Genomic DNA, 21808 nt, shown 5'->3' on the forward strand with positions numbered 1-21808 from the left:
CGGGGGCCGGTCGCCGGGCGCGCGGACCGCTCGCATCGACGCGTGGACGGCGCGGCGTTCTCGGCGCCTCGCAGCCTCCGAAGTCCCTAAGAGCGGCGCGGCCCCAGCACGGGTATGCAGTCGCTCGTCATCGTCGCGCACGGCTCCCACCTCAATCCCGAGTCGAGCGCGCCGACATACGACCACGCCGACACGATCCGCGCCACCGGTGCCTTCGACGAGGTCCGCACCGGGTTCTGGAAGGAGGAACCGCACTTCCGAGAGGTGCTCCGCACCGTCGAGGGGGACGAGATCTACGTCGTCCCGCTGTTCATCTCGGAGGGGTACTTCACCGAGCAGGTGATCCCCCGGGAGCTCCGGCTCGCCGGCTGGGACGTCTCCGAGTGGGGCTCCGACGGCCTCTCCGCCGACCAGGCCACCCTCGTCGCCGAGGACATTGACCGCGAGGTCCACTACTGCGGCCCGGTCGGGACCCACCGCGCGATGACCGACGTGATCGTCCGCCGGGCGGAGTCGGTCACGAATGACGCCGACGTGGGCGAGGGGTTCGGGCTCGCGGTCGTCGGCCACGGCACCGAGCGCAACGAGAACTCGGCGAAGGCGATCGAGTACCACGCCGACCGGATCGCCGAGCGCGACCGCTTCGACGAGGTGAAGGCGCTGTACATGGACGAGGAGCCCGAGGTCGACGACCTCCCGGAGCACTTCGAGAGCGACGACGTCGTCTTGGTCCCCCTCTTCATCGCCGACGGCTACCACACCCAGGAGGACATCCCGGAGGACGTCGGGCTCTGCGAGGACCACACCGAGGGGTACGACGTGCCCGAGACGGTCGACAGCACCCGGATCTGGTACGCGGGCGCGGTGGGGACGGAGCCGCTCATGGCCGACGTGGTCTTGGAGCGCGCGGCCGACGCCGGCGCCGACCTCGGGACCGCGCTCGACGACGTGCGCGAGACGACCCGCGTCGCCACGGGGGACTGACCGTGACCGACTCCACCTCCGCGACCGACGATGACGAGGCGGGCGACGGTAATGAGGCGGGCGACGACACGCCCGAAATCCCCGATATCGACCTCCCGAGCGACGCCTTCGACGCCGTCCTCGACGCGCTCGACGACCGCGAGCCGGGCGACCCCCTTCGGTTCGAGGGGTTCAGCGTCGCGCGCGACGAGGAGGAGGGATACGTCCTCGCCGACGGGAGCGCCCCGGTCCCGCTCGACGAGCGCGAGCTCCACGAGGCGCTGTCCGAGCGCGCGCCGGCGGTGACGGACTGGTACGTCTTCGAGCGCGTCGTCGGCGAGTTCGGCCCGCGGCGCGCCTTCATCCGCTGGATCGAGGACGCCGACGGCGAGACCGTCGCGACCCGGTACGCGGCGCTCGCTGAGGGGATCGAGCGCGCCTGGGGCGAACTGAAGATTACGGCGACGATCACCGATCGCGGGGAGCGCCGCTACGACGTGCGCCACGCCGACGACGCCGGCGTCCCGGTCGACGACTTGGAGGCGCACGAGGACCCGCTCGACGCGCGCGATCTGGTCACCTTCGACGAGAAGGGGCGGTACCGCCCCCTCAAGACGGCGCCGTCGCTCGCGGGCGGCTGGGTCTTCCCGGACCTCGGACCGCGTGACCTCTACGAGACGGTGGAGACGATCTACCCCGCGACGGTCGCCAACTGGCACCGCGAGCGCGAGGGCGAACTCGACGTGACCCACTGGCGCGAGACGATGGAGCGTCAGTCGGGCATCTACGGCGTCGTGAAGACGTGGGACCGCGGCGAGGGCCACGAACACGTCAACTGGGTCGCGGAGGCGTGCTGTGACGACTCACAGTGTCTCAAGCGCCGGGAGTGGCAGTACGACGAGGACACCGACCTCGACGTCGACGGCGGCGACGGCGTCTTCCCCTGTCGCGAGCCCTGCTCCGTCGTGGTGTCGGCCGCGCGGAAGTGGACGCGGCTGGAGAGCGAGCAGCCGCAGACGTACGAGTTCGAGCTGACCCCGAGCGAGAAGGAGCAGGTGGAGGATATCATCGACGCGGTCGCGGACGGCCGGATCGACGAGATCCGCGAGGCGGACACGAAAGAGGGGGCGAACCGCTACCGCGCGCGATTCCTCCGGGCGAAGCTGTTCGACGACGAGGGGAACCTCGGCGGCGTGCCGACCGATTCGGACGAGGAGTGACGCTCTGGCGGGACCGCGACGAACCGCGCCGGTCTGCGCGCCCCGGAAACATCGCCGCGCCCCGCAGGCTTTTCTCACCGCCCCCGGAACGATGGGGTGATGAACGCCGTCACGCTGGGCCCCGCCGGCACGTACTCGCACCGCGCCGCTCGCTCCGTCGCCGCCGAGGTGTCGTTCCGGGAGTCGGTCACCGCCATCGTCGACGCCGTTGCGGCCGGCGAGTTCGAGCGCGGGGTCGTCCCCATCGAGAACAGCATCGAGGGCTCCGTCACGGAGAGCCTCGACGCCCTCGCCGACTACGACGTCGCCGTCACCCGCGAGGTCGTCACGCCCATCCGCCACGCCCTCCTCGCGCAGGACGACGAGTTCGACGTCGTCGCGAGCCACTCGCAGGCGCTCGCGCAGTGCCGCAACTGGCTGGAGGCGAACTATCCGGACGCCGGCCTCGAAGCGGTCGCCTCCACGGCCCGCGGGGTCGAGCGCGCCCGCGAGGACGCCCGCGTCGCCGGGATCGGCCACCCGGACAACGCTGGCGACGACCTCTCCATCCTCGCCGCGGACATCCAGGACCGCACCTCGAACGCGACCCGGTTCCTCGTCGTCGCGCCCGAGTCCGCGCGCACCGACGCCGGTGGGAAGACGACCCTCATCGTCTACCCGAACGCGAACTACCCCGGACTCCTCCTCGAACTCTTGGAGGCGTTCGCCGACCGCAACCTCAACCTCTCGCGGATCGAGTCGCGCCCGAGCGGCGAGCGCCTCGGTGACTACCTGTTCCACTTCGACGTGGACGCCGGCCTCTACGAGGACCACATGGCGAAGGCGGTCGAGGACGTCGAGGCCATCGCGGACAAGGGGTGGGTCAAGGTGCTCGGCTCGTACGACACCGAGCACGTGCTCGACTGAGAGTCTGACTTCGGTGCTGTGCGGTGGCGCGTACCTCCGAGTGGCCGCCGAAGGCGGCCGCGAGGAACACGCGCGAGGGACGCCGCGAGCGACCGTAGGGAGCGAGCGGCGAGGCTGGGGAGGCGTGAGGCTGCGCTGTGCGGGGTGGGACTCAAAGGGGCAGCCGTGAGGCGGGCGCAGGCGATGTAAGGACCACAGGGAGCGAGCAGCGCGAGCGACCGAGGACCGCAGCGAGCGTGCGCCCGCCTCACGGCTGGGGCTTTGTAGGTGTTCGCAGTGGATCCGTTGTCAGGTATTTATAAGCGAGCGGCCGCGATTTCCGCTACTGTCACCACACTGACGCCCATACCGGAGAAACACGAATTCCCGTATTATTCGAATCGGTACGTCGCGCCGTCGGGGCCATCTTCAATCTCGACGCCGACGTCACGAAGCGCGTCGCGGAGCTCGTCGGCGCGCTCGTAGTTGCCGGCCTCGCGCTCGGCCTCGCGCACGTCCAGCACCAGCTCGACCAGCTCGCCGGCGAGGTCCACGTCGCCCTCGCTCGGCGATTCGAACTGGAGGCCGAGCACGTCGCCGCCGAGCGCCTCGAACGCCTCGACCGCCTCGCGGAGTCCGCGGTAGTCGTAGGCGGACTCGCTGTTGGCGTCGCCGTCGCTCGCGCCGTCGGCGTTGACCGCGTCCACGTGCCGATTCACCGCGTCGGTCAGGTCCAGCAGCGCCGCGGTCGCCTCCCGGAGGTTGAGGTCGTCGTTCATCGCGGCCGCGAAGTCGTCGCGCGCGGCCTCGACCGCGTCGCGGAGGTCGCCGTCCGCGGCCTTCGCGCGGGCGTCGGTCGAGTCGAGCGCCTCGACGGCGCGGTCGTAGGTGCGTGAGAGGCGCTCCCAGCGCTCCTCGGCCTCGGCGATCGTCTCCTCGGTGAGCGCCTGCTCGGAGCGGTAGGCGGCGCCGGCGTAGAAGGTGCGGATCACGTTGACGCCGAGCTCTTCGAGGGCGTCCGGCACGGTCCAGAAGTTGCCGATCGAGGAGGACATCTTCTCGCCGTCCATCTCCAGCAGGCCGACGTGGAGCCAGTGGCGCGCGAACGCCTCGCCGGTCGCGGCCTCCGACTGCGCGATCTCGTTTTCGTGGTGCGGGAAGACGAGGTCCCGCCCGCCCATGTGGATGTCCAGGGTGTCGCCGAGGTGCGTCGTCGACATCGCCGAGCACTCGACGTGCCACCCCGGGCGCCCCTCGCTCCACGGCGACTCCCACGTCTCGCCGTCGGGCGTCTCCGCGCCGTGGTCGTGTTTCGCATGTTCGCGCGCGGCGGTCTCGCTCACGCCGTCGGCCTTCCACAGCGCGAAGTCCGCGGGGTTGCGCTTCTCCGACCGCTCGTCGGGCTCGCCCTGCGCCTCAAGATTCTCGAGGTCTTGGTTCGAGAGCTTCCCGTACTCCTCGAACCGCGTCACGTCGAAGTAGACCGAGCCGTTCGACTCGTAGGCGTACCCGCGCTCGACCAGGGTCTCGACGAGGTCGACGATCTCCGGGACGTGTTCGGTGACGCGGGGGTACACCTCGGCGCGCTTCAGGTTCAGCCCGCGCATCGAGTCGAAGACGCTCGCCGTGAACGTCTCGGCCACGTCGCGCTCGGCCGCCCAGTCGTCGCGCTCGCCGACGCGGGCCGTGATCTTCTCGTTGACGTCGGTGACGTTCTCGACGTGGCGCACGTCGTAGCCGACGTGTTCGAGCCACCGGTGGAGGACGTCGGCGTGGAACCACAGGCGGGCGTGCCCGAGGTGGGGGTCGTCCGACACCGTCAGGCCGCAGACGTACAGCGTGACGTCGCCGTCGGCCGTGAACTCGACGCGCTCGTCTTCCAGGGTGTCGGTAACGACGAGACTCATTACGAGGTGGTTGCCGAGGTGAGCGTTTTAAATCGTCGGATCGAGCGAGACGAGGACGGGTCTGTTACCGATTCGTCTGCTCGGGTGAACGTAGTCGATGTCGGCGGGGGATCGACGGCAAACGCCTCCAAAGCCCCAGCCGCTCGCTTATAAATTGTTGACAGCGGATCGGCGGCGAACACCTCCAAAGCCCCAGCCGCGAGGCGGACGCACGCTCGCTGCGCTCCTCGGTCGCTCACTCCGTTCGCTCCCTGCGGTGCTTACGTCGTCATCAGAACGCTTCGCGTTCTGATTGGCTCACGAGAGCTCCGCTCTCGTGAACGCCTGCGCCCGCCTCGCGGCTGCCCCTTTGAGTCCCGCCCCGCACCGCACAGCACCACCGGAAGACGGTCGCCTCGCTTCGCTCGGCGCTGCGACTTCCGTACTCCCGCTCGCTCCCTCCGGTCGCTCGCGGGACCGCAGCCTCACGCCTCCCCAGCCTCGTCGGCCTCCCTCCGCTTCGCTCCGGTCGGCCGACTCCAGCGAGGGACCGAAGGTCCCTCTGGCAGCCGGCGCTACGCGCCGGCGACCTCGCGCGTGCTGCTCGGCCGCGAGGCGGCCTCGCAGGCACGCGCCACGGCAGTTCTATTTATAAATCGACGACCCTCTTCTTCACCCCTCCTGCGTCGTCCACTCCACCTCGTAGCCCGCCTCGCGAACCGCCGACAGGACGCGGTCGACGTGGGCCGGGCCGTTCGTCTCCACCTCGAACACGAGGTCGGCATCGCCCACCGGCAGGTCCGGGCGACTGCGCTCGTGGCGCACCGTCCGGATGTTCGCGCGCTCCCCGCCGATCAAGGTCGCGATCTCGCCCATCGTCCCGGGCGTGTCGTCGATGCGGACGGAGAGCTCGATCAGCTGATGGCGCTCCACGAGGGCGTGGGTCACCACCTCCTTCAGCGTCGTCACGTCGATGTTGCCGCCACAGAGGAGCGGGACGACGGTCTCGCCCCCGAGGCCGAGCTCCTCGAGGGCGTCGTCGTTTAAGAGGGCGGCCGCGGCGGTCGCGCCCGCGCCCTCCACCATCTGCTTCGCGCGCTCGAGGAGGAGCAAGATCGCGCTCGCCACGTCGTCGTCGCTCACGACGACCACCTCGTCGAGATGCTCGTCCAGCAGCTCGAAGGTGAGGTCGCTCAGCCCGCCGGTCGCGATCCCGTCCGCGATGGTGTCCGGCTCGTCGCGCGTCACGAGCTCGCCGGCCGCGAGGCTCTCCGAGAGCGTGGAGGCGCCCTCGGTCTGGACGCCCACCACGCGCGTCTCCGGCGAGCGCGACTTTATGGCGGTCGCGACGCCGCCAGCGAGCCCCCCGCCGCCCACGGGGACGAGGACGGTGTCGGCGTCTGGCACCTGGTCGAACACCTCTAGGCCGAGCGTCCCCTGTCCGGCGACCACGTTCGGGTCGTCGAACGCGTGGACGAACCGCGTCCCGGGGTCGTCGGTCAGCGTCTGCGCGTGCGCCATCGCCTCCGGGAACGCGCTCCCACGGAGGACGACCTCGGCGCCGTACGCGCGCGTCGCCTCGATCTTCGCCGCCGGCGCCGACTCCGGCATCACGATCGTCGCGTCGATCCCGGCGTCGGCCGCCGCCAGCGCCACCCCCTGCGCGTGGTTGCCCGCGCTCGCGGCCACGACGCGCTCGATCGCGGGCTCGTCGCTCCCCGCTCCGGACCCCTCTCCGGACTCGCCGATCGCCAGCGAGATCGCGTTGTACGCGCCGCGCGTCTTGAACGAGCCGGTGCGCTGGAGGTGTTCCATCTTCAGGCGCACGTCGGCGCCGCACCGCTCGCTCAGCGACCGGCTCCGCTCGACGGGCGTGCGCTGGACGATGTCGGTGCCGGCGAGCCGCTCGGCGGCGGTCTCGACGTCGTCGATCGTGACGGAGGACATGAGCGCGGTGTTCGCCGGGTCCCCGCAAAAGAACTCGGTTTCGGAACGGTGTCTGTCCGGCTGGCACTTCGTTGCGTCCTCGCCTCACCGCTTGCCGAGTGCTTCCTCAAACACGCGCTGCGCCCGCTCGTACCCCTCGTTCCGGTCGACGATCGGGTGCGGGTAGTCGGGCGCCAGCTCCTCGCGCTCCGCCCGCGAGAGGGTGGGCCAGTCGACGACCTTCCCGGCCGGTACGTCCGACAGCTCCGGGACGTACTCTTTCACGAAGCGCGCGTCCGCGTCGTACTTCGACATCTGACTCACCGGGTCGAAGATGCGCACGTCGACGGAGTCGGTCCCGGTCGAGGCGGTCCACTGCCACGCGCCGTGGTTCGAGGCGTAGTCGTGGTCGATCAGCTGCTTGGTGAAGTGGCGCGCGCCGCGCCGCCAGTCGATCAGGAGGTGTTTCGTCAGGAAGCTCGCGACGACCTGCCGCGGGCGGTTATGAATATACCCCTCTGCGTTCAGCTGCCGTATCCCGGCGTCGACGAGCGGGTAGCCGGTCTCGCCGCGGGCCCACGCCTCGAACGACGCGTCGTCGTCGCGCCACGCGATCTCGTTCGGGAACGACTTGTAGTTCGAGACGGCGAGGTCGGGGGTGTAGTACAGCAGGTGGTACATCTGCTCGCGCCACGACAGCTCGTAGCGGTACTTGTCGACGTTGCGGCGCTCGGAGCCGGTCGCGGCGTCGTACGCGTCGCTCGCGTCCGCCCACAGCTCCCGGATCCCGATCGCTCCCGTGGCGAGGTACGGGGACATCCGCGAGACCGCGTGCGTCGGCGCCTCCACCGCCCGCGCGAGGTCGTCGCGGGTGTCGTTGTACGAGGCGATCCCGCCTTCGAGGAAGCCGTCGAACCGCTCGCGTGCGGCCTCGTACCCCGCGTCCGGGAGGTCGATGTCGGCGTCGGGCTCGGGGACCGTCTTCCCGTCGCGCACGTCGGCCAGTGCGTCCCGACCGGGCTCCGCGTACGGCCCGCGCTTCGGAACGGCCTCCCAGTCGTCGTGAAACTGGCTGTGGTTCGGGTAGCGCTCGTCCAATCGCCCGGGATCGACCATGACGAGGTCGGTCCGCGACTCCGTCTCGATGTCCGCGCCGGCGAGCGCGTCCGCGACCGCCCGCTGTCGGTTCCGGCGCGCCGGCCGGTAGTGGTCGTTGTACATCACCGCGTCCGCGTCGTACTCCGCGGCGAGGTCGACGAGAACCTCCTCTGGGTCCCCCGCGCGGACGATCAGGTCGCTTCCGAGTTCGCGGTACCGCGCCTCTAGCCGCTTCACGTGTCGGAGGAAGAAGGCACGCTGGCGCGCGCCGACCGTCGCGAGCAGGTCGGAATCGTAGACGAACGCCGGCACGACCTCCCCCTCCCGAGCCGCAGCGGCGAGGCCAGCGTTGTCCCGCGTCCGCGCGTCGCCTCGGTGCCAGAACAGGCGCATACGATCGCCTGGGGCGCGAGCGGATAGTGTCTGTCGGCCGTCCCCCGCGAGCGTCGCCCCCGGAGTGCCCGCGCGCCCGGATCCGCCAGTACGTTCAAGACGCTCCGTCACAAATCCTGACCTGTATGACACGACGCGATCCCTTCGACGAAATCGAGGACCTGCTCGAACGAATGGGCCGCGAGTTCGAGGAGCTCGGCGGCACGCTGGAGGGGACCGGCCCCGACGTCCCGCGCTTCCCCGGCGCCCGCGACGTCGACGTCGACGTGATCGAGGACGACGAGACGGTCACCGTCGTCGCCGACCTCCCCGGGTTCGACGCCGCCGACGTCGACGTCGAGTTCCGCGACGACGCGCTCGTAATCACCGGATCCCGCGAGGAGTCGAGCGAATTCGCCGTCGCGGACGCGGGCGACGCTGACGAGGCCGGTAAAACCGATGCGGACGCCGCAGGCGACGCGGCCGACGGCGCACACGAGGACGACGACGAGGTCCGCTACCACCGGCGCGAACGCCGCCTCCGATCCGTCTCCCGCCGGATCCCGATCCCGGAACCGGTCGAGGCCGACGCCGCGACGGCGTCGTTCGACGCCGGCGTGCTCACCGTCACGCTCCCCAAGCGCTCGCCCGACGACGACCGCGGACACACGATCGACGTCAGCTAAGCCTTGGACGCGTCGTTCGAGATCGACATTTTCCGCCGCGATCGCGAGATAGCACGCGTCACTCGCTGTTTAATATCTCACGGCGCCTTCCTGTTGCTATGAACACGACGAATCCCTTCGACGAGATCGAGCAGTTCCTCGGCCGCACGCCCTTCGCGGGCGACCGAGCCTGGGGCCGCGACCTCCGGACCGCCGACATCGACGTCGCCGAGTACGACGACGAGTTCGTCGTGATGGCCGACCTCCCGGGGTTCGACCGCGAGGAAATCGACGTTCGCGCCCGCGACGACCGGCTCACCATCGCTGCCGAGCGCGACACGGAACGCGAGGACGCGGACCGGCGGTACCTCCGCCGCGAGCGCCGCCACGAGTCCGTCACCCGGACCGTCGACCTCCCGCGGACCGCCCGCCATGAGGACGCCACCGCGTCGTACCGACACGGCGTGCTCACCGTGACAGTGCCCCTCGACACCGTCGACGCCGACGATGGACACCGGATCGACGTGAACTGATCGCCCTTTCTCTCCGGCCGATGCTTTCTCCACGCTCCCCGTGCTAACTATCCGCATGAGCGACGCCGACCACGCGGCCGCCAGGGAGGAGCTGGTGCGCGCGCTCCGCGACCGCCTCGACGCGAGCGAGCGGACGCTGTCGGCGATCGGCGCCGTCCCGCGCCACGAGTTCGTCCCGGAGCCGCAGCGGGCGTCGGCGTACGCTGACCGTCCACTCCCGATCGGCCACGATCAAACGGTCAGCGCGCCGCACATGGTCGCCATGATGACCGACCTGCTCGACGTCGAGCGCGGCGACCGCGTCTTCGAGGTGGGGACCGGCTGCGGCTACCACGCCGCGGTTGTCGCCGAGATCGTCGGCCCGGGGAACGTCTTCTCGGCCGAGCGCGTCCCGGAGCTGGCCGCCGCCGCCCGCGAGCGGCTCGATCGACTCGGGTACGAGGTGACGGTCGCGGCCGGCGACGGCCGCGAGGCGTTCGCCGACGAGGCCCCGTTCGACGCCGCCTACCTCACCTGCGCGGCGCCCGAGTCGGTCCCTGACGCGATCGTCGACCGCGTCCGGACGGGCGGCCGCGTCGTCGCCCCCGTCCGCGAGGGTGGCCGCCAGCGGCTCGTCCGGCTCACGGTTCGCGAGGACGGGATCGACCGCGAGGACCACGGCGGCGTGCGGTTCGTCCCGATGCGGTAATCGGCCGACCGAACGCACTGTTTTAGAGGGCCGAGCCCCGAGAGCGGTCATGGACGACGCGTCGCTCAGGGCGGACATGATCGAGGGGCTCGAACACCAGATCGGCGAGCCGATCGAGCCGCCCGTGCTGACCGCCCTCCAGCGCGTCCCGCGCGACCCCTTCGTCGACGACTCGCCCCGCAGCGGTGTCGACGGCGACGACCCGCACTCGCTCTCGCTGCCGACGCTGGTCCGGCTGATCACCGCGCTCGACGCCGAGGAGGGCGACTCGGTCCTCGTCGTCGGCGCGGGAGTCGGCTACTCGGTCGCGATGCTCGCGGAGATAGCCGGCGCGCGCCGCGTCCACGCGGTCGACATCGATCGGTCCGCCGTCATCACTGCGCGGTCGAACCTCGACGCGGCCGGCTACGGGGCAGTCCTCGTCGACCGCGCGGACGGCGCCGACGGGCTCCCCGCGTACGCGCCCTACGACCGGATCCTCCTCGAAACCGCCGTCGTCGAGCCGCCGCGTTCCCTCCGCGAACAGCTGGCGCCCGGCGGACGGATCGTCTACCCGCGCGGCGCTGGCGTCCAGACGGTCGCGGCGATCGAGCCGTCGCCCGCCGCCGACTCCGCTCCGGACGACGACCCGGCGCCCGCGGGGTTCGAGACGGTCGAGACGCACGGGCCGGCGCGGCTCCAACCGATGCTCGTCGACGGCGAACAGCCCGGGGCGGAACGGAACCGGACCCGTCGGGAGGACGCCGAACGCGCCGAGCGCGGACGTCAACGCCGGCACGGCTGGGAGCAGGACTGGATCGACTGGGACGATCACCTCTGACCGGGCTTCCGCCTCTCCGTCGCTCGCCGCGTCACTCCTCGACGACGAGCACCTCGGTGTTCCCCCGCTCGTCGACGTAGTCGCCCTCCGCCGGCGGCTTGATGTCGATCGTGAGCGTCCCGTCGGCCTGGTTCGGCCCGAGTTCGGGGTCCACGTCGACGGTCGCGACCCCCTCCCCGTTCGTCTTCGCGGTGACGACGCCGTCGATCTGCGCGGAGCCGCCGCGGACGATGACCGTCGCGTCCGCGACGCGGGAGCCGTCGGGGTCGACGACCGCGACGTCGATCGACTGGTCGCCGGGCGTGGTCACCTCCGGCTGCGGCTGGGCGTCGAGCTCGGTCGCGGCCAGCCCGTCGATGTCGCCGATCATCCCCATCATCACGCTGAGGCTGGCGACGCCGACGACGAGCGCGATGACGAGCCGGACCGGGAGCCCCTCGATCGCGCGGGTGTCGGTGCTGAACGTCCGGCAATTCGCGGTGCGCGAGTCGTGTGTTCGATCGGACATACGGCCCGCTGGCCGCGGCATCGTTTATAAAGAGTCGGACGGCACAGCGGCCGGCATCCTCGTGGCGCGCTCGACGTAGAGGAATTCGGTCCGACCGTTTTTATCCGATACCGAGGCCACCCGGCCGCGTGTACGTACTCGGCCGCGACGAAACGGACTCTGCCCGCGACGACGCGAGCGACCGCGACGCCGGACCTCACCGCAACGGCCGTCCCCCGCACACCGCCCGAATCGGATCCTTCCTCGCCCGCGACGGGAGCGCCGGCGCTGCGGTCGGCGTCGACCTCGACCGCCCGCACGCGGGGGTCGTGTTCGGGAAGCGCGGGACAGGGAAGTCGTACACGCTCGGCGTCCTCGCTGAGGAACTCGCCGACGCCGACGGCGTCGTCCCGGTCGTCGTCGATCCGATGGGCGTCTTCGGCGGCCTCGAAGCGGCCGGCGGCCGCGTCGTCGACCCCGCGGTCCGCCCCGCCTCGATACCGCCGTCCACGTGGCCGGACTTACTCGGACTTGACCCGGCGAGCGGCCCCGGGAGCCTCGTCTGGCGCGTCGTCGCGGACGCTGTCGAGGCCCAGGGTAGCGACGCGAACGGCAGCGGCTCCGATGGCGGGACGAGTCCATCCCCGTCGCTCGCGGCGCTCCGCGAGGCGGTCGACGCGGCCGACGCACCGGCAGAGACGAGGCGCGCCGCGGCGAACTACCTCCGGCTGGCGGCGTCGTGGGGCGTCTTCGACGCGGACGCGCCGCCGGTCGCGTCCTTCGCGGCCGACGGCGACCCCATCGTCCTCGACCTCGCCGGTGTCCCGGATGCCGCCGCAGCGGCCGTCGTCCGCGCGGTCGCTCGCGGGCTCTACGACGCGCGGGTCGCCGAGAATATCCCGCTGCTCCCGTGGCTGCTCGTCGACGAGGCGCACGCGTTCTTCGACGGGGTCGCGGAGCCAGCCCTTCGGACGCTCCTCACCCGCGGCCGCGCGCCCGGCGTCTCGCTGGTCTGTGCGACGCAGCGTCCGGCCGCGCTGCCGAGTGTCGCCGTCTCCCAGTCCGACCTTCTCGTCTCCCACCGCCTCACCGCCGCGCGCGACGTCGACCGCTTGGCGGAAGCGGAGGCGACGTACCTCGCTGGCGACCTCGCCTCGCGGCTCCCGGAGGGCGTCGGCGAGGCGCTCGTCGTCGACGACGCCACCGAGACTGCTCACACACTCCGAATTCGCGAGCGACGAACGCCACACGAAGGGGAGAGCCCCCGCGCGAGCCGGCTGTCGGGCGCGGCGTCACGGTGACGAGATACAGAACGCACAAGCCCTCCCGGACTCACCCACGCGCATGGAACGGAGGCCGTACGGGTTCCTACTCGTTGCGCTCGGCGGGTTTCTCGGCGCGGTCGCCAGACACGCGGTCGACGTCGGGGTCGGCGAGGTTCTCGCCGCGAGCGCCGCCGGAGCCGGTTTCTCGGTCCTCGACGGAGCCCCGACCGGCGCGGGGACGCTCGTCGCGAACGTCGCCGGGTCGTTCGCGCTGGGGCTCCTCTTGACTCGCACGTCAAGCGACCGGATCCGCCTGTTCGTCGGCACCGGCGCGCTCTCGTCGTTCACGACGTACAGCACGTTCGTCGCCGACGCGGTCGCGCTCGGAACGCCCGCGGGCGCCTGGTACGTCGCCGTCAGCTACGCGACCGGATTCGCCGCGGCCGCGCTCGGACTCGCGGTCGGAGGGCGGGGCCGCCGATGACCGCCTCACCGCTCCTCGCGACGGTGCTTGTCGGCGTCGGCGGCGCGCTCGGCGCTGTCTCCCGGCACGCGGTCGGGCTCCGCGTCGAGGGACGCAGGTCCGTCCTCGTCGTCAACGCGCTCGGGAGCTTCGCGCTCGGCGCCGTCTCCGCCGCGCCGATCGGGTCGACGGCGGCGTTGCTCCTCGGGATCGGGTTCTGCGGCGCGTTCACGACGTTCTCCTCGTTCGCGGTCGGGACCGTTCGGGCGGCGAGCGAGACGGGCGCCCGCGCAGCCGCGGTCGTCGCGGCCTCGAACCTCGCGGCCGCGCTGGCGGCGTTTCTCCTCGGTTCGTTCCTCGTCGCCGGAGTCTTCGGCTGACAGCCGATCCCTCACCGCCTGACGGACGTCGCCTCGGCAAGCGATAGGTACAGCATCCCCCGGCCCGTACCAGTGTCCGTGACCGACACCGACCGCTCCGTCGACGGCGAGTCGACAGATCCGGCCGACTCGGGACCGCGATCCAACGAGCCGGACCCCGAGGACGTCCCCGAGTTCGGCGACCTCTCGATCCCCCAGCGTGCGTTCGTCGCCGCCGCGCAGAACCCCTCTCGCGGACTGCTGGTCGTCGGCCTGTTCGCATTCGCGCTCGCCTTCTACGCCGCGTTCTGGCTGTCGTTCCCCCGCGTCGCCGGGCTCCTCTCCGCGGTCGCGCTGATCGTCGCCGCCGTCGCCGCGCTCGTCTACTGGCTCCTCGACAGCGTCTCTCGCTGACGATCAACGTTCTCGCCGACGATGCTCACGGCCGCGGCTCGTAGAACTCCCGGAGCGGCCGGCCGAACGCGGGCGCGAGCGTCGCGACCGCCTCCCCGACCAACACGTCGCGGTCGTCGAACGCCGGCTCCACCTGCGCGCCGAGCGCGACGTCGCTCGCGGCGTCGCTCTCCAAGTACTCCCGGACCGTGGCGAACTCCCGCTCCCGCTCGACGACGTACCGGTCTCCGTCGATGAATGGGCCGTAGGTGTCCGGGTCGACGTCGTCGACGTACGACTCGTAGAAGCTCGCGGCGTGCTTCCGGACCGCGACCGGCGGCCCCTCGTGTCGCTCGACGGTCGGCCGTTCGGTCACCTCCAGCTCGGCGTACAGCGCAGCCCGCGTCGGCTCGCCGGATCCGTCGCGCTCGGCCGTCGCCTCAGCGTCGCTCGCCGCGTCAGACTCGGTCGCTCTTGCCGCCTCCGTCGGTTCCGACGCGTCCGTCATCGCTCGCGCCCGGAGGACGTCGAAGCCGCGCTCGTTGAGGCCGCCGACGATCCCGTCCAGCGAGCGCCGGAGCTGCGGCCACAGCTGGTCGTCGACCACGTCGGGCGCGTCGAAGACGACCGCGACCGGCGTCGTCCCCCGCCGGTCGAGGTGGGCGCGCACCGCCTTCGAGTCGAGCGGCTCGGGGTCGTCGGGGTCGAAGAGCGCTTCGCTCGGGGCCGCGAGCAGCTCCCGCGCGTAGTGCTGGAACCGCGCGAGGTTCGCCGCCGACAGCACCGCCGCGACGTTCCGCGTCGGGTCCGTGGGATCGACGACGACGAGCGGGTCCTCGAACGTGCGCTCGGCGTGGCCCTCCGGGTCAAACTCCACCGGGGGGTGCCAGCTCCGCGCCGACTCGACCAGCGGGACGAACCCGCCGAGCTCCAACACGAGCAGCTCGGTGAGGTACCCCGAGAACCCCTCGGTGCGGAGGTCGCTCCCGTACGCGCCGATCCCCTTCAGGAACGCCTTCGCCAGCACCACGTCCGCCGCGAGGTCGTCGTCGAGCCGCGCGGAGAGGTACGCGTCGTGGAACGGCGTGCGATCGACCGCGGATACCAACTCGGCCGCCCGATCCACGTCGTGACAGGGGACCAGGTCGACGTCGAACCCCTCGTAGCTCCCCTTCACGTACGGGTGTTCGGCGAACTCTTCGTGGCCGTTGGGGAGGACAGCGTGGCCGACCGCGAGGCCGTACTCCTCCAGTTCTGCGCGGTCAAGGGCCGCGTCGAACCGGACGAAGAGATCGATGTCGCGGTCGCCCGCGACCCACGTCCCGCGCGCCGTCGACCCGACCTGGACCACGTCGGCGTCGACGGGGAGATCGGCTATCGCCTCGCGGGTCCGGTCGGTCAGCGTCGCGGCCGTCTCGCGCAGCCGCTCGCGCTCCTCGGGCTCCGGGAGGACCCGCTCGCGCACCCGCGACAGCACCGCCTCCAACTCGTCCATACCGAACGGTCTCGCGGTCCGGCCGAAAACGTGTCGGTCGGATCGGGGCCGTAGCGGTGCGTCCGCTTGGGGGCCGTAGCGCCGCCCTCCGGGCAGTCGGATTCCCCGCCGTCGGGCGGAAACGAAAGCCCTATCAAAACGACGCGAGTACCCGGAAGTGAGCCGAAGTAGCTCAGTTGGTAGAGCGCCTCGCTGTTAACGAGGCGGTCCCAGGTTCGAGTCCTGGCTTCGGCGCCTTCCTCTCGTTTCGACGCCACTTCCGCCAGACGGGAACGTATTTCCCCCGCAGCTTCGTGTCCGCTGAACATGTCGGATCGGAGCGATCGATTCGCCTCGCTATCGGAGCCACACAAGCGCGGTCAGGCAGCGGAAGCGATAGTGAAATCGGAGTTCGTGAGCCGTGGTATCCCCGTCCTGACCCCTGCGTACGACAACGAACCGTACGATCTCGTCGTCGAGGTTGAGGGATCGTTCCACCGAGTTCAGGTAAAGACGGCGTTCGAAGCGACGACAAGCGGCGCGGTACGGTTCCGAACCCGGAGCACTCGGACGAAGAGTTCAGGGTACGACCGAGAGGGATACGAGGGGGCGGTCGACTTCTTTGCCGTTTACGCGCCCGCGTGCGACGAAACGTATCTCGTCCCAATCGAGGAGACCGGCAAAACGCAAATGTCGATCCGGTATGAGCGGGCGAAAAACGGCAACGTCCAAAACACCAACTGGCACGAAGAGTACCTCATTGACGAGGTACTGGTCTCCCTCTGTTCCGACCCGACAACATAAAGAGGAATCGAGAGAGAAGACACGCTGTAAGCGGGCCCTTAGCTTAGTCTGGTTAAAGCGACTCGCTCATAACGAGTCGATCGCCGGTTCGAATCCGGCAGGGCCCATCGCTTTTAAACCCGTTACTGGGTGGTCTCCGAAACGACTCTCTCGGTGGCTCAAACGTCCGGTTTCGGCGTTCTCGACGTTCCGGAAAATCGGCTTCTGAGTGGTATGTCGACCAGCGGTCGGTTCCGGGTTCCTGCTGTCGTGCGAATTCCGTAGTCGCCGCTACGTCGATCCACCCGCCCACCTACCCACCCATTGGTGTAGGTGTTTCCCCGTTCCGTGGTGCGATTAGTACCGTCGACGCTCTCGCCTTGCCCTGCCTGCCTACCCCTTTACGGGGTGGGCAGGCGGGCCGCGATCGTCCCGACGGGGGTGATCTGCGGTGAGCCTCACCGATCAATCAGGTGGGGGAACCCTCGGGACGGACAAACCAGGGGAGTTCTGGTGTCCCGGCTGCGGCGCTCGGTGTACTGAGTCGCCCGACGGGACTACCGAGTACGGGCATCACGTCGACTGCCCGAACCGAGATCTCCCACGGTTCGGTGGACGGCAGCCTTCCAACCGGACCACTCAGCTCGAAAACTGCCTCGACCGCGACCTCGTCGCTGACGGGGGGAGCGAAGCGGACAAATGAGTCGCTTCGCGCCCGCCCGTCAGTCTCTCCAAGCGGCCGGCGACCTTGTGGTCCGTGAGGTCCGCCGGACGCGGACCGAACGGCGCCGGCCGCGCACGGCGACCGGAGGGAGCCAAACGAGTGGCGGTGTGGGTGCGACTCACCGGAGGTCGGGCGATGAGTAGCGAGAGTTCGCCCCGGTCTGCGTCTTGGCCTTCCAAGGAGACTAACTCTGTAAACGGCTCTACCGCCTCTTTTCAGGAGGACGACGATCGCGTTGTCGAAAGGGTCGCTGAGTTCGCATCCCAGTACCCCGACCTCGCTGATCTTCCCCTGTCGGTGACCCACGGCCGGAAGCTTCGCCGCATTGTCACCGACCCGGAGTTCTCCGAGGAGTGGGTCGAGCCTGAACAGCCTCTCGAAGACGCCTTTTCGGTGCGGTCGCTCGACCGACGGACCGCGGCGACGTGGACTGACGCGATTCACGCGTTTCTGCGGTCGCACGTCGACTACGAGGGACTGGTCGCCCGCTTCGCTGACCGGGAGTCCGGCGACGAGTTCGACGTGCCGCTCGTCGACGCGTGGGGCGAAGAGTACAGCCGGAAGCAGTACGCCCGTGCCCGCGCGCTCCAGCGACAGATGGGCGGCGGCGAGCGCCCGACGGGTGGTGAGGCCGTCCCCGCGTGGGGTGACCCGGCGACGACGATGCTAACGCTTACGGCGTCATCTGTGCCGTCTGGTGACCGGCTCTCTCCGGTCGACCATCTCGACGCGATTCACGACGCGTTCAGCTACGGCGGCGTCCGCGACACCCTCCGGAACACGATGGAGTACCATCTCGGGCTGGAGTCCGACGACTGGGGCTACTGGCTTCAGGGCGAACCGCACGGGATGGGCACGGCCGCGGACGATGACAAGCGGTCCGGTCCGAACGCCTGCTACACGCACCTGCACGTCGGCGTCTACTTCGACGCGGCCGCGACCTCGCTCGACCTCAACTCGGTCGGGTCGGAGTTCGAGCGCGTCATCGACAAACACGTAGAAGAGTGCGACCCGGCCGGATTCGCCGGTCACGACTACACGGAGATCGACGACTACCTGCGCGAAGAGGACGGGTGTATCTCGCTCAACGCCGACGTGCAAAACCTCGGTTCGTACATGGCCGCGTACATGGGCGGCTACACCGAATCGCTGCTCGACAAGCCGATCGAGTACATCGCGTGGGGCGCGCTCTACTGGTCCGCGGCACGTCGACGGACCTCTCGATCGAAACTCGTCAACGAGTCTATCCGCGCCGATAGGTGCCACCAGCGATTTGAGTCAGAGACCGCGAACCAGTCGCGTTCCCACGGCGAACACGTCCGATGGAACGAGGGGCGCGGCCTCGATGTTGTCTGCTCCTGCTGTGAATCCGGGTGGAGTATCGACCAGTCCCGGCTCGACGAGCCGCCGACTGACGAACAGCTGCACGACGCGCTTCCTGACGAGTCTGAACTAGAGGATCGGCCGGATGACCTCGCGTCTCGTTGGCCGACTGCGGACGCTGGCGCGTCCATCGGTGAGACACACCGAGAGGCGGTCATCCGCGATCGTGTACTGACCTACCTCGATGTCAACGGCTCGGAGGTGTCGGTTCCCGCTCTTATGGGTCATCTGAACATCAACCCATCGCGGCGCGAGTTTGTTGAGAGGATTGTCGACGATCAAACCTCGACTCCTTCAGAATCGTTTGAACGTGTGACAGTCGATGAGGAATACAAATTGAAGGCTATCGTCGAGAAGGACGGAACTGAACACTCGCCCGGAACTGGCGGCGTTGATACTGTTCGACTGGAATTACCAAAGACTCGGTTGTTAGAAAGAACGAGATTACAGTATAAATTGAAAAGTGGCGAAAAATTCCGCTGCGAGAAATGTAATTTCGCTACCCATAGTTCAGGAGCAATGGCGGACCACTTACTCGCACATGGTGCTAAGACAGCCCAGTACGCTGAGTTTCTGATAAGTGTTGATGATAATTATGGCCATCAGAGGGATTGTATGATTCGCAATAGTAATGACGAGGACCCTCCATAATTACATCATCTATCTAAATCCATGAGAACAAAAATAAGCAGAAAGTATATGTATATGATTCTCAAAATATATTTTGATGACAGGAGCCACCTTCCGGCTTGGAAAGCTACGAACAGAGAACGGCGAATTGCCTTCTCCTGAGGAGCTTGCTGATGGGATTCAGGATGACTTTACTGTCCGGTCCGAGGAGGAGGACCCCGATACAGGAGAGACAGTTGAGTATGCTGAAAAGGGCCGAAATGTTTTCTTAGGAGATGGGTACGACGAATATAATTTCTGCTTTTTCACATATGTGGCGGATACTCTTGAGAGCTTCCGCATTCGTGATGGAAATGATATTGAAGACGATAGCCAAATCGTGTTGGAAACTGCTTGGGTGATCTATTTCGACAATGGGCAATTTGCCTATCAGTCTCGACAGGATATTCCTCGTGCTTGGATTCCGCGATTCATAAAGAAGAGAGCTGGCGTGGAGGTCACGGACAACGACTTTGTGATGGATAGTATCGGACAAGATGAAATTGAGAACTGGTACGATAGAGCTGATCGTATCTCAAAGGCAAAATTCTCTCAAGTTTCTGAGGGTGAATCTGACCTGTCCGGTGCCGGTGAAAAACTTCAAGAACTAGCGAGAGTCGCTGATGGTCTGAGCTTCAGTACTGGCCGGGGTGATGATGGTGACCTGAGAGAAGCGACCCTCATTGATGAGGCCTCTGACTCTCTCGAGATCGCCAGCTTGAATGTCAAAATTGGCGATGAGAATATGATTACCATCAAACAGTCCGGTAGGGTTGAAATCTCATGGAACGAATCTGACTGGGATCAGGACAGCTTACCCCGAAACCGGGGACAGACAGTCCGTACAAAACTTCGGCCTTATCTAGAATCTATCCGCGATTCTCGCTCTGGTGACTGATCTCTAAAACGGCTAGATCTTATCCTCTGGTATTTGTCCTTTGCCCTAATTTATTGACTTGCTGTCAGTTTCTCCCTCCGACTTGTGTATATGCGTATCCCTCTTCCGTCAGTGAATACTTTCCCCGCTCCTCCTTTTTTACAAGTCCCCCCGCTCGAAGAGCGTTAAGTCTCTGTGAGACTGCCTGTCTGGATTTGTCCAAATTATCGGCTATCACCGACGGTGTGAGTGTTAGGCCGGTCAATAATACGTAGAGTATCTGGCTGTCGAGATCTGTCATCCAATCAGTGTCTTGTGGGGCTATTTTCAGTAGCTCCTTTTCCTCATCAGGCATTTCCGGCCCTGTAACTCGCCTATATCCCTCAGGAGGTGTCGGCCGCCCACCTTCGTCACCTTCATCGCTCATATCCGGAATACAGCGTCCTGACTGATAGTGATATCGCAGGCGAGTTTACTAATTAGTAATTTCTATTCAGCAAAAGCATTAAGTAGTATCTTGTTGTTCATCTACTCGGGGACTATCAGCTGGTTCCTGATGACTCTGGTCGGTTAGTGAAGAAGGGCCGCGCTGACACGCGGCCCCACGGTGGTTCCCGTGATGCCAATGCACGGAACCATATCGGGGGTTACAGGCCCCAGACGGTCAGATGTAACGCTGAGTAAAAACTCCGACGGCACTTGTTCCTACTGCGACGACTACGCTGACGGGTACGACGCCGATCGGGACGAACCCGTCTGCGAGCGGTGCGCAAACATCCTCGATGATGACGGAGGACAGCGATGAGCGACGACCTCGAACCCCTCTCCCCGAGCGAGGGCGTCGAGATGTACTTTGAAGCTCGTCGCGACGAGTTGAGTGAGCGGACGCTCGAAAGTCACCGGTACCGACTCGAAGCGTTCCAGCAGTGGTGTGCCGAGGAAGGGATCGAGAATCTGAACGAGCTTGCCGGTCGCGACCTCTATCGATACCGCGTCTGGAGACGGGAGGGAAACGGCGACGGTCGCGACCCCATCGCCCCGGTGACCCTCCGCGGCCAGCTGGCGACGCTTCGCTCGTTCCTCCGATTCGCGGAAGAGATCGACGCAGTCCGCGGCGGGCTTCGCGAGGACGTTCCACTTCCGACGGTCAGCAACGGGCAAAACGTGAGCGACACGACGCTCGAACCCGAGCGCGTCGGTGATATTCTGGAGTACCTGAACCGCTACAACTACGCCAGCCGCGAACACGTCACGCTGCTCCTGATGTGGCACACGGGCGCGCGGGCCGGTGCCGTTCGCTCGCTCGACCTGGGCGACCTCGACCTCGACACCGACCGGCCGGGCGTCCAGTTCCGTCACCGTCCGGAGGTCGATACGCCGCTCAAAAACAAGGAGAAAGGCGAGCGGTGGAACGCGATTAGTCCGCACGTCTCCCGCGTTCTGGAGGACTACATCGACGGTCCGCGCAACGAGGTGAAAGACGACTACGGCCGCGACCCGCTCATCTCAACGCAGTACGGGCGCGCGTCCATCTCGACTATTCGGGACACTCTCTATCGGATCACTCGTCCCTGCTGGCGCGGTGCCGAGTGTCCCCACGATCGCGACGTGGACACCTGCGAGGCGACGGCGATGGTCAAAGCCAGTACCTGCCCCTCGTCCCGGTCCCCGCACGACGTTCGGAGCGGACGGGTCACCGCGTACCGTCGCGAGGATGTACCCCGGCGCGTCGTCTCCGACCGACTCGACGCGAGCAACACCATCCTCGACGAGCATTACGACCGGCGGAGCGCGCGCGAGAAATCCGAGCAGCGTCGCGACCACCTTCCCGACCTATGACCCACCGAGAATCACATCATCACGTTACTGGTCGCC

21 protein-coding genes and 2 tRNA genes are annotated in these 21808 nt (G+C 67.7%); 17 read left to right on the top strand and 6 right to left on the bottom strand.

Features of this window, described 5'->3' with window-relative positions:
• The first annotated feature begins 114 nt into the window (after nt 1-114).
• The 3 genes from ACOZ35_RS14790 (at nt 115) to pheA (ending at nt 3089) form a co-directional block, all read left to right on the top strand.
• Nucleotides 115-984, top strand: coding sequence for a CbiX/SirB N-terminal domain-containing protein (locus ACOZ35_RS14790; protein WP_424014273.1), 870 nt, complete (start codon nt 115-117; stop codon nt 982-984).
• A gap of 2 nt (nt 985-986) precedes the next feature.
• Entirely contained in the window at nt 987-2183 is a 1197-nt protein-coding gene (locus ACOZ35_RS14795) for a DR2241 family protein (RefSeq protein ID WP_424014274.1), read from the top strand.
• Between the two features lie 99 nt (nt 2184-2282).
• Nucleotides 2283-3089, top strand: a complete 807-nt coding sequence (gene pheA, locus ACOZ35_RS14800) for a prephenate dehydratase (protein WP_424014275.1) — start codon at nt 2283-2285, stop codon at nt 3087-3089.
• A 371-nt stretch (nt 3090-3460) separates the two neighbouring features.
• On the opposite strand, the gene cysS is transcribed toward pheA, so the two are convergent.
• The 3 genes from cysS to ACOZ35_RS14815 all read right to left on the bottom strand — a co-directional run bounded on the left by cysS (nt 3461) and on the right by ACOZ35_RS14815 (nt 8371).
• Nucleotides 3461-4975, bottom strand: a complete 1515-nt coding sequence (gene cysS / locus ACOZ35_RS14805; RefSeq protein WP_424014276.1) for a cysteine--tRNA ligase — start codon at nt 4973-4975, stop codon at nt 3461-3463.
• A gap of 651 nt (nt 4976-5626) precedes the next feature.
• Nucleotides 5627-6901 (bottom strand): threonine ammonia-lyase, encoded by a 1275-nt coding sequence (ilvA, locus tag ACOZ35_RS14810; protein ID WP_424014277.1) that lies wholly within the window; start codon nt 6899-6901, stop codon nt 5627-5629.
• 84 nt (nt 6902-6985) lie between these two features.
• Entirely contained in the window at nt 6986-8371 is a 1386-nt protein-coding gene (locus tag ACOZ35_RS14815) for a cryptochrome/photolyase family protein (protein ID WP_424014278.1), read from the bottom strand.
• A gap of 125 nt (nt 8372-8496) precedes the next feature.
• Between ACOZ35_RS14815 and ACOZ35_RS14820 the strand changes: the two genes are divergently transcribed.
• From ACOZ35_RS14820 to ACOZ35_RS14835, 4 genes are all read left to right on the top strand, one after another.
• Nucleotides 8497-9036 (top strand): Hsp20/alpha crystallin family protein, encoded by a 540-nt coding sequence (locus ACOZ35_RS14820; RefSeq protein ID WP_424014279.1) that lies wholly within the window; start codon nt 8497-8499, stop codon nt 9034-9036.
• 98 nt (nt 9037-9134) lie between these two features.
• Nucleotides 9135-9548 (top strand): archaeal heat shock protein Hsp14, encoded by a 414-nt coding sequence (gene hsp14, locus ACOZ35_RS14825; RefSeq protein WP_424014280.1) that lies wholly within the window; start codon nt 9135-9137, stop codon nt 9546-9548.
• A gap of 55 nt (nt 9549-9603) precedes the next feature.
• Nucleotides 9604-10236: a protein-L-isoaspartate(D-aspartate) O-methyltransferase gene (locus ACOZ35_RS14830; protein ID WP_424014281.1), complete on the top strand. Its 633-nt coding sequence runs from the start codon at nt 9604-9606 to the stop codon at nt 10234-10236.
• A gap of 49 nt (nt 10237-10285) precedes the next feature.
• Entirely contained in the window at nt 10286-11056 is a 771-nt protein-coding gene (locus ACOZ35_RS14835; protein ID WP_424014282.1) for a protein-L-isoaspartate O-methyltransferase family protein, read from the top strand.
• 31 nt (nt 11057-11087) lie between these two features.
• Here ACOZ35_RS14835 and ACOZ35_RS14840 read toward each other — a convergent pair whose 3' ends face one another.
• The gene (locus ACOZ35_RS14840; protein ID WP_424014283.1) at nt 11088-11564 is read right to left on the bottom strand and encodes a DUF7382 domain-containing protein; all 477 of its coding nucleotides are present in this window, start codon (nt 11562-11564) and stop codon (nt 11088-11090) included.
• A gap of 128 nt (nt 11565-11692) precedes the next feature.
• Here ACOZ35_RS14840 and ACOZ35_RS14845 point away from each other — a divergent pair, with 128 nt between their 5' ends.
• From ACOZ35_RS14845 to ACOZ35_RS14860, 4 genes are all read left to right on the top strand, one after another.
• Entirely contained in the window at nt 11693-12844 is a 1152-nt protein-coding gene (locus ACOZ35_RS14845; protein WP_424014284.1) for an ATP-binding protein, read from the top strand.
• 43 nt (nt 12845-12887) lie between these two features.
• The gene (locus ACOZ35_RS14850) at nt 12888-13292 is read left to right on the top strand and encodes a fluoride efflux transporter FluC (protein ID WP_424014285.1); all 405 of its coding nucleotides are present in this window, start codon (nt 12888-12890) and stop codon (nt 13290-13292) included.
• On the top strand, nt 13289-13651 hold the full coding sequence (locus ACOZ35_RS14855) for a CrcB family protein (protein ID WP_424014286.1): 363 nt from the start codon (nt 13289-13291) through the stop codon (nt 13649-13651). Before ACOZ35_RS14850 ends, ACOZ35_RS14855 begins: the two co-directional genes overlap by 4 nt.
• A 78-nt stretch (nt 13652-13729) precedes the next feature.
• A complete protein-coding gene (locus ACOZ35_RS14860; protein ID WP_424016080.1) occupies nt 13730-14044 on the top strand; it encodes a hypothetical protein in 315 nt (104 codons plus the stop codon).
• Between the two features lie 25 nt (nt 14045-14069).
• On the opposite strand, the gene cca is transcribed toward ACOZ35_RS14860, so the two are convergent.
• Nucleotides 14070-15518, bottom strand: a complete 1449-nt coding sequence (gene cca / locus ACOZ35_RS14865) for a CCA tRNA nucleotidyltransferase (RefSeq protein WP_424014287.1) — start codon at nt 15516-15518, stop codon at nt 14070-14072.
• A 161-nt stretch (nt 15519-15679) separates the two neighbouring features.
• Here cca and ACOZ35_RS14870 point away from each other — a divergent pair.
• The 5 genes from ACOZ35_RS14870 (at nt 15680) to ACOZ35_RS14890 (ending at nt 19954) form a co-directional block, all read left to right on the top strand.
• Nucleotides 15680-15752 (top strand) — tRNA-Asn (locus tag ACOZ35_RS14870).
• Between the two features lie 72 nt (nt 15753-15824).
• A complete protein-coding gene (locus tag ACOZ35_RS14875; RefSeq protein ID WP_424014288.1) occupies nt 15825-16301 on the top strand; it encodes a group I intron-associated PD-(D/E)XK endonuclease in 477 nt (158 codons plus the stop codon).
• A 32-nt stretch (nt 16302-16333) separates the two neighbouring features.
• Nucleotides 16334-16408 (top strand) — tRNA-Ile (locus tag ACOZ35_RS14880).
• A gap of 731 nt (nt 16409-17139) precedes the next feature.
• Nucleotides 17140-19038: a hypothetical protein gene (locus ACOZ35_RS14885; protein ID WP_424014289.1), complete on the top strand. Its 1899-nt coding sequence runs from the start codon at nt 17140-17142 to the stop codon at nt 19036-19038.
• 76 nt (nt 19039-19114) lie between these two features.
• Complete coding sequence (locus tag ACOZ35_RS14890) at nt 19115-19954, top strand: hypothetical protein (protein WP_424014290.1); 840 nt, start codon at nt 19115-19117, stop codon at nt 19952-19954.
• 64 nt (nt 19955-20018) lie between these two features.
• Here the strand turns inward: ACOZ35_RS14890 and ACOZ35_RS14895 are convergent, their stop codons facing one another.
• The gene (locus ACOZ35_RS14895) at nt 20019-20360 is read right to left on the bottom strand and encodes a helix-turn-helix domain-containing protein (RefSeq protein WP_424014291.1); all 342 of its coding nucleotides are present in this window, start codon (nt 20358-20360) and stop codon (nt 20019-20021) included.
• Nucleotides 20361-20734: 374 nt separating this feature from the next.
• On the opposite strand from ACOZ35_RS14895, the gene ACOZ35_RS14900 reads away from it, so the two are divergent.
• Nucleotides 20735-21772, top strand: a complete 1038-nt coding sequence (locus ACOZ35_RS14900; protein ID WP_424014292.1) for a tyrosine-type recombinase/integrase — start codon at nt 20735-20737, stop codon at nt 21770-21772.
• Nucleotides 21773-21808 lie beyond the last annotated feature (36 nt).

The sequence above is a fragment of the Halorubrum xinjiangense genome, from assembly GCF_049604745.1.
GTDB lineage: Archaea > Halobacteriota > Halobacteria > Halobacteriales > Haloferacaceae > Halorubrum > Halorubrum xinjiangense_A.

Coding starts and splice junctions, on each gene's coding strand:
- ACOZ35_RS14790 (WP_424014273.1), top strand. CDS start 115: ATGCAGTCGCTCGTCATCGTCGCGCACGGCTCCCACCTCAATCCCGAG.
- pheA (WP_424014275.1), top strand. CDS start 2,283: ATGAACGCCGTCACGCTGGGCCCCGCCGGCACGTACTCGCACCGCGCC.
- cysS (WP_424014276.1), bottom strand. CDS start 4,975: ATGAGTCTCGTCGTTACCGACACCCTGGAAGACGAGCGCGTCGAGTTC.
- ilvA (WP_424014277.1), bottom strand. CDS start 6,901: ATGTCCTCCGTCACGATCGACGACGTCGAGACCGCCGCCGAGCGGCTC.
- ACOZ35_RS14815 (WP_424014278.1), bottom strand. CDS start 8,371: ATGCGCCTGTTCTGGCACCGAGGCGACGCGCGGACGCGGGACAACGCT.
- ACOZ35_RS14820 (WP_424014279.1), top strand. CDS start 8,497: ATGACACGACGCGATCCCTTCGACGAAATCGAGGACCTGCTCGAACGA.
- hsp14 (WP_424014280.1), top strand. CDS start 9,135: ATGAACACGACGAATCCCTTCGACGAGATCGAGCAGTTCCTCGGCCGC.
- ACOZ35_RS14830 (WP_424014281.1), top strand. CDS start 9,604: ATGAGCGACGCCGACCACGCGGCCGCCAGGGAGGAGCTGGTGCGCGCG.
- ACOZ35_RS14835 (WP_424014282.1), top strand. CDS start 10,286: ATGGACGACGCGTCGCTCAGGGCGGACATGATCGAGGGGCTCGAACAC.
- ACOZ35_RS14840 (WP_424014283.1), bottom strand. CDS start 11,564: ATGTCCGATCGAACACACGACTCGCGCACCGCGAATTGCCGGACGTTC.
- ACOZ35_RS14850 (WP_424014285.1), top strand. CDS start 12,888: ATGGAACGGAGGCCGTACGGGTTCCTACTCGTTGCGCTCGGCGGGTTT.
- ACOZ35_RS14855 (WP_424014286.1), top strand. CDS start 13,289: ATGACCGCCTCACCGCTCCTCGCGACGGTGCTTGTCGGCGTCGGCGGC.
- cca (WP_424014287.1), bottom strand. CDS start 15,518: ATGGACGAGTTGGAGGCGGTGCTGTCGCGGGTGCGCGAGCGGGTCCTC.
- ACOZ35_RS14875 (WP_424014288.1), top strand. CDS start 15,825: ATGTCGGATCGGAGCGATCGATTCGCCTCGCTATCGGAGCCACACAAG.
- ACOZ35_RS14885 (WP_424014289.1), top strand. CDS start 17,140: ATGAGTAGCGAGAGTTCGCCCCGGTCTGCGTCTTGGCCTTCCAAGGAG.
- ACOZ35_RS14890 (WP_424014290.1), top strand. CDS start 19,115: ATGACAGGAGCCACCTTCCGGCTTGGAAAGCTACGAACAGAGAACGGC.
- ACOZ35_RS14895 (WP_424014291.1), bottom strand. CDS start 20,360: ATGAGCGATGAAGGTGACGAAGGTGGGCGGCCGACACCTCCTGAGGGA.
- ACOZ35_RS14900 (WP_424014292.1), top strand. CDS start 20,735: ATGAGCGACGACCTCGAACCCCTCTCCCCGAGCGAGGGCGTCGAGATG.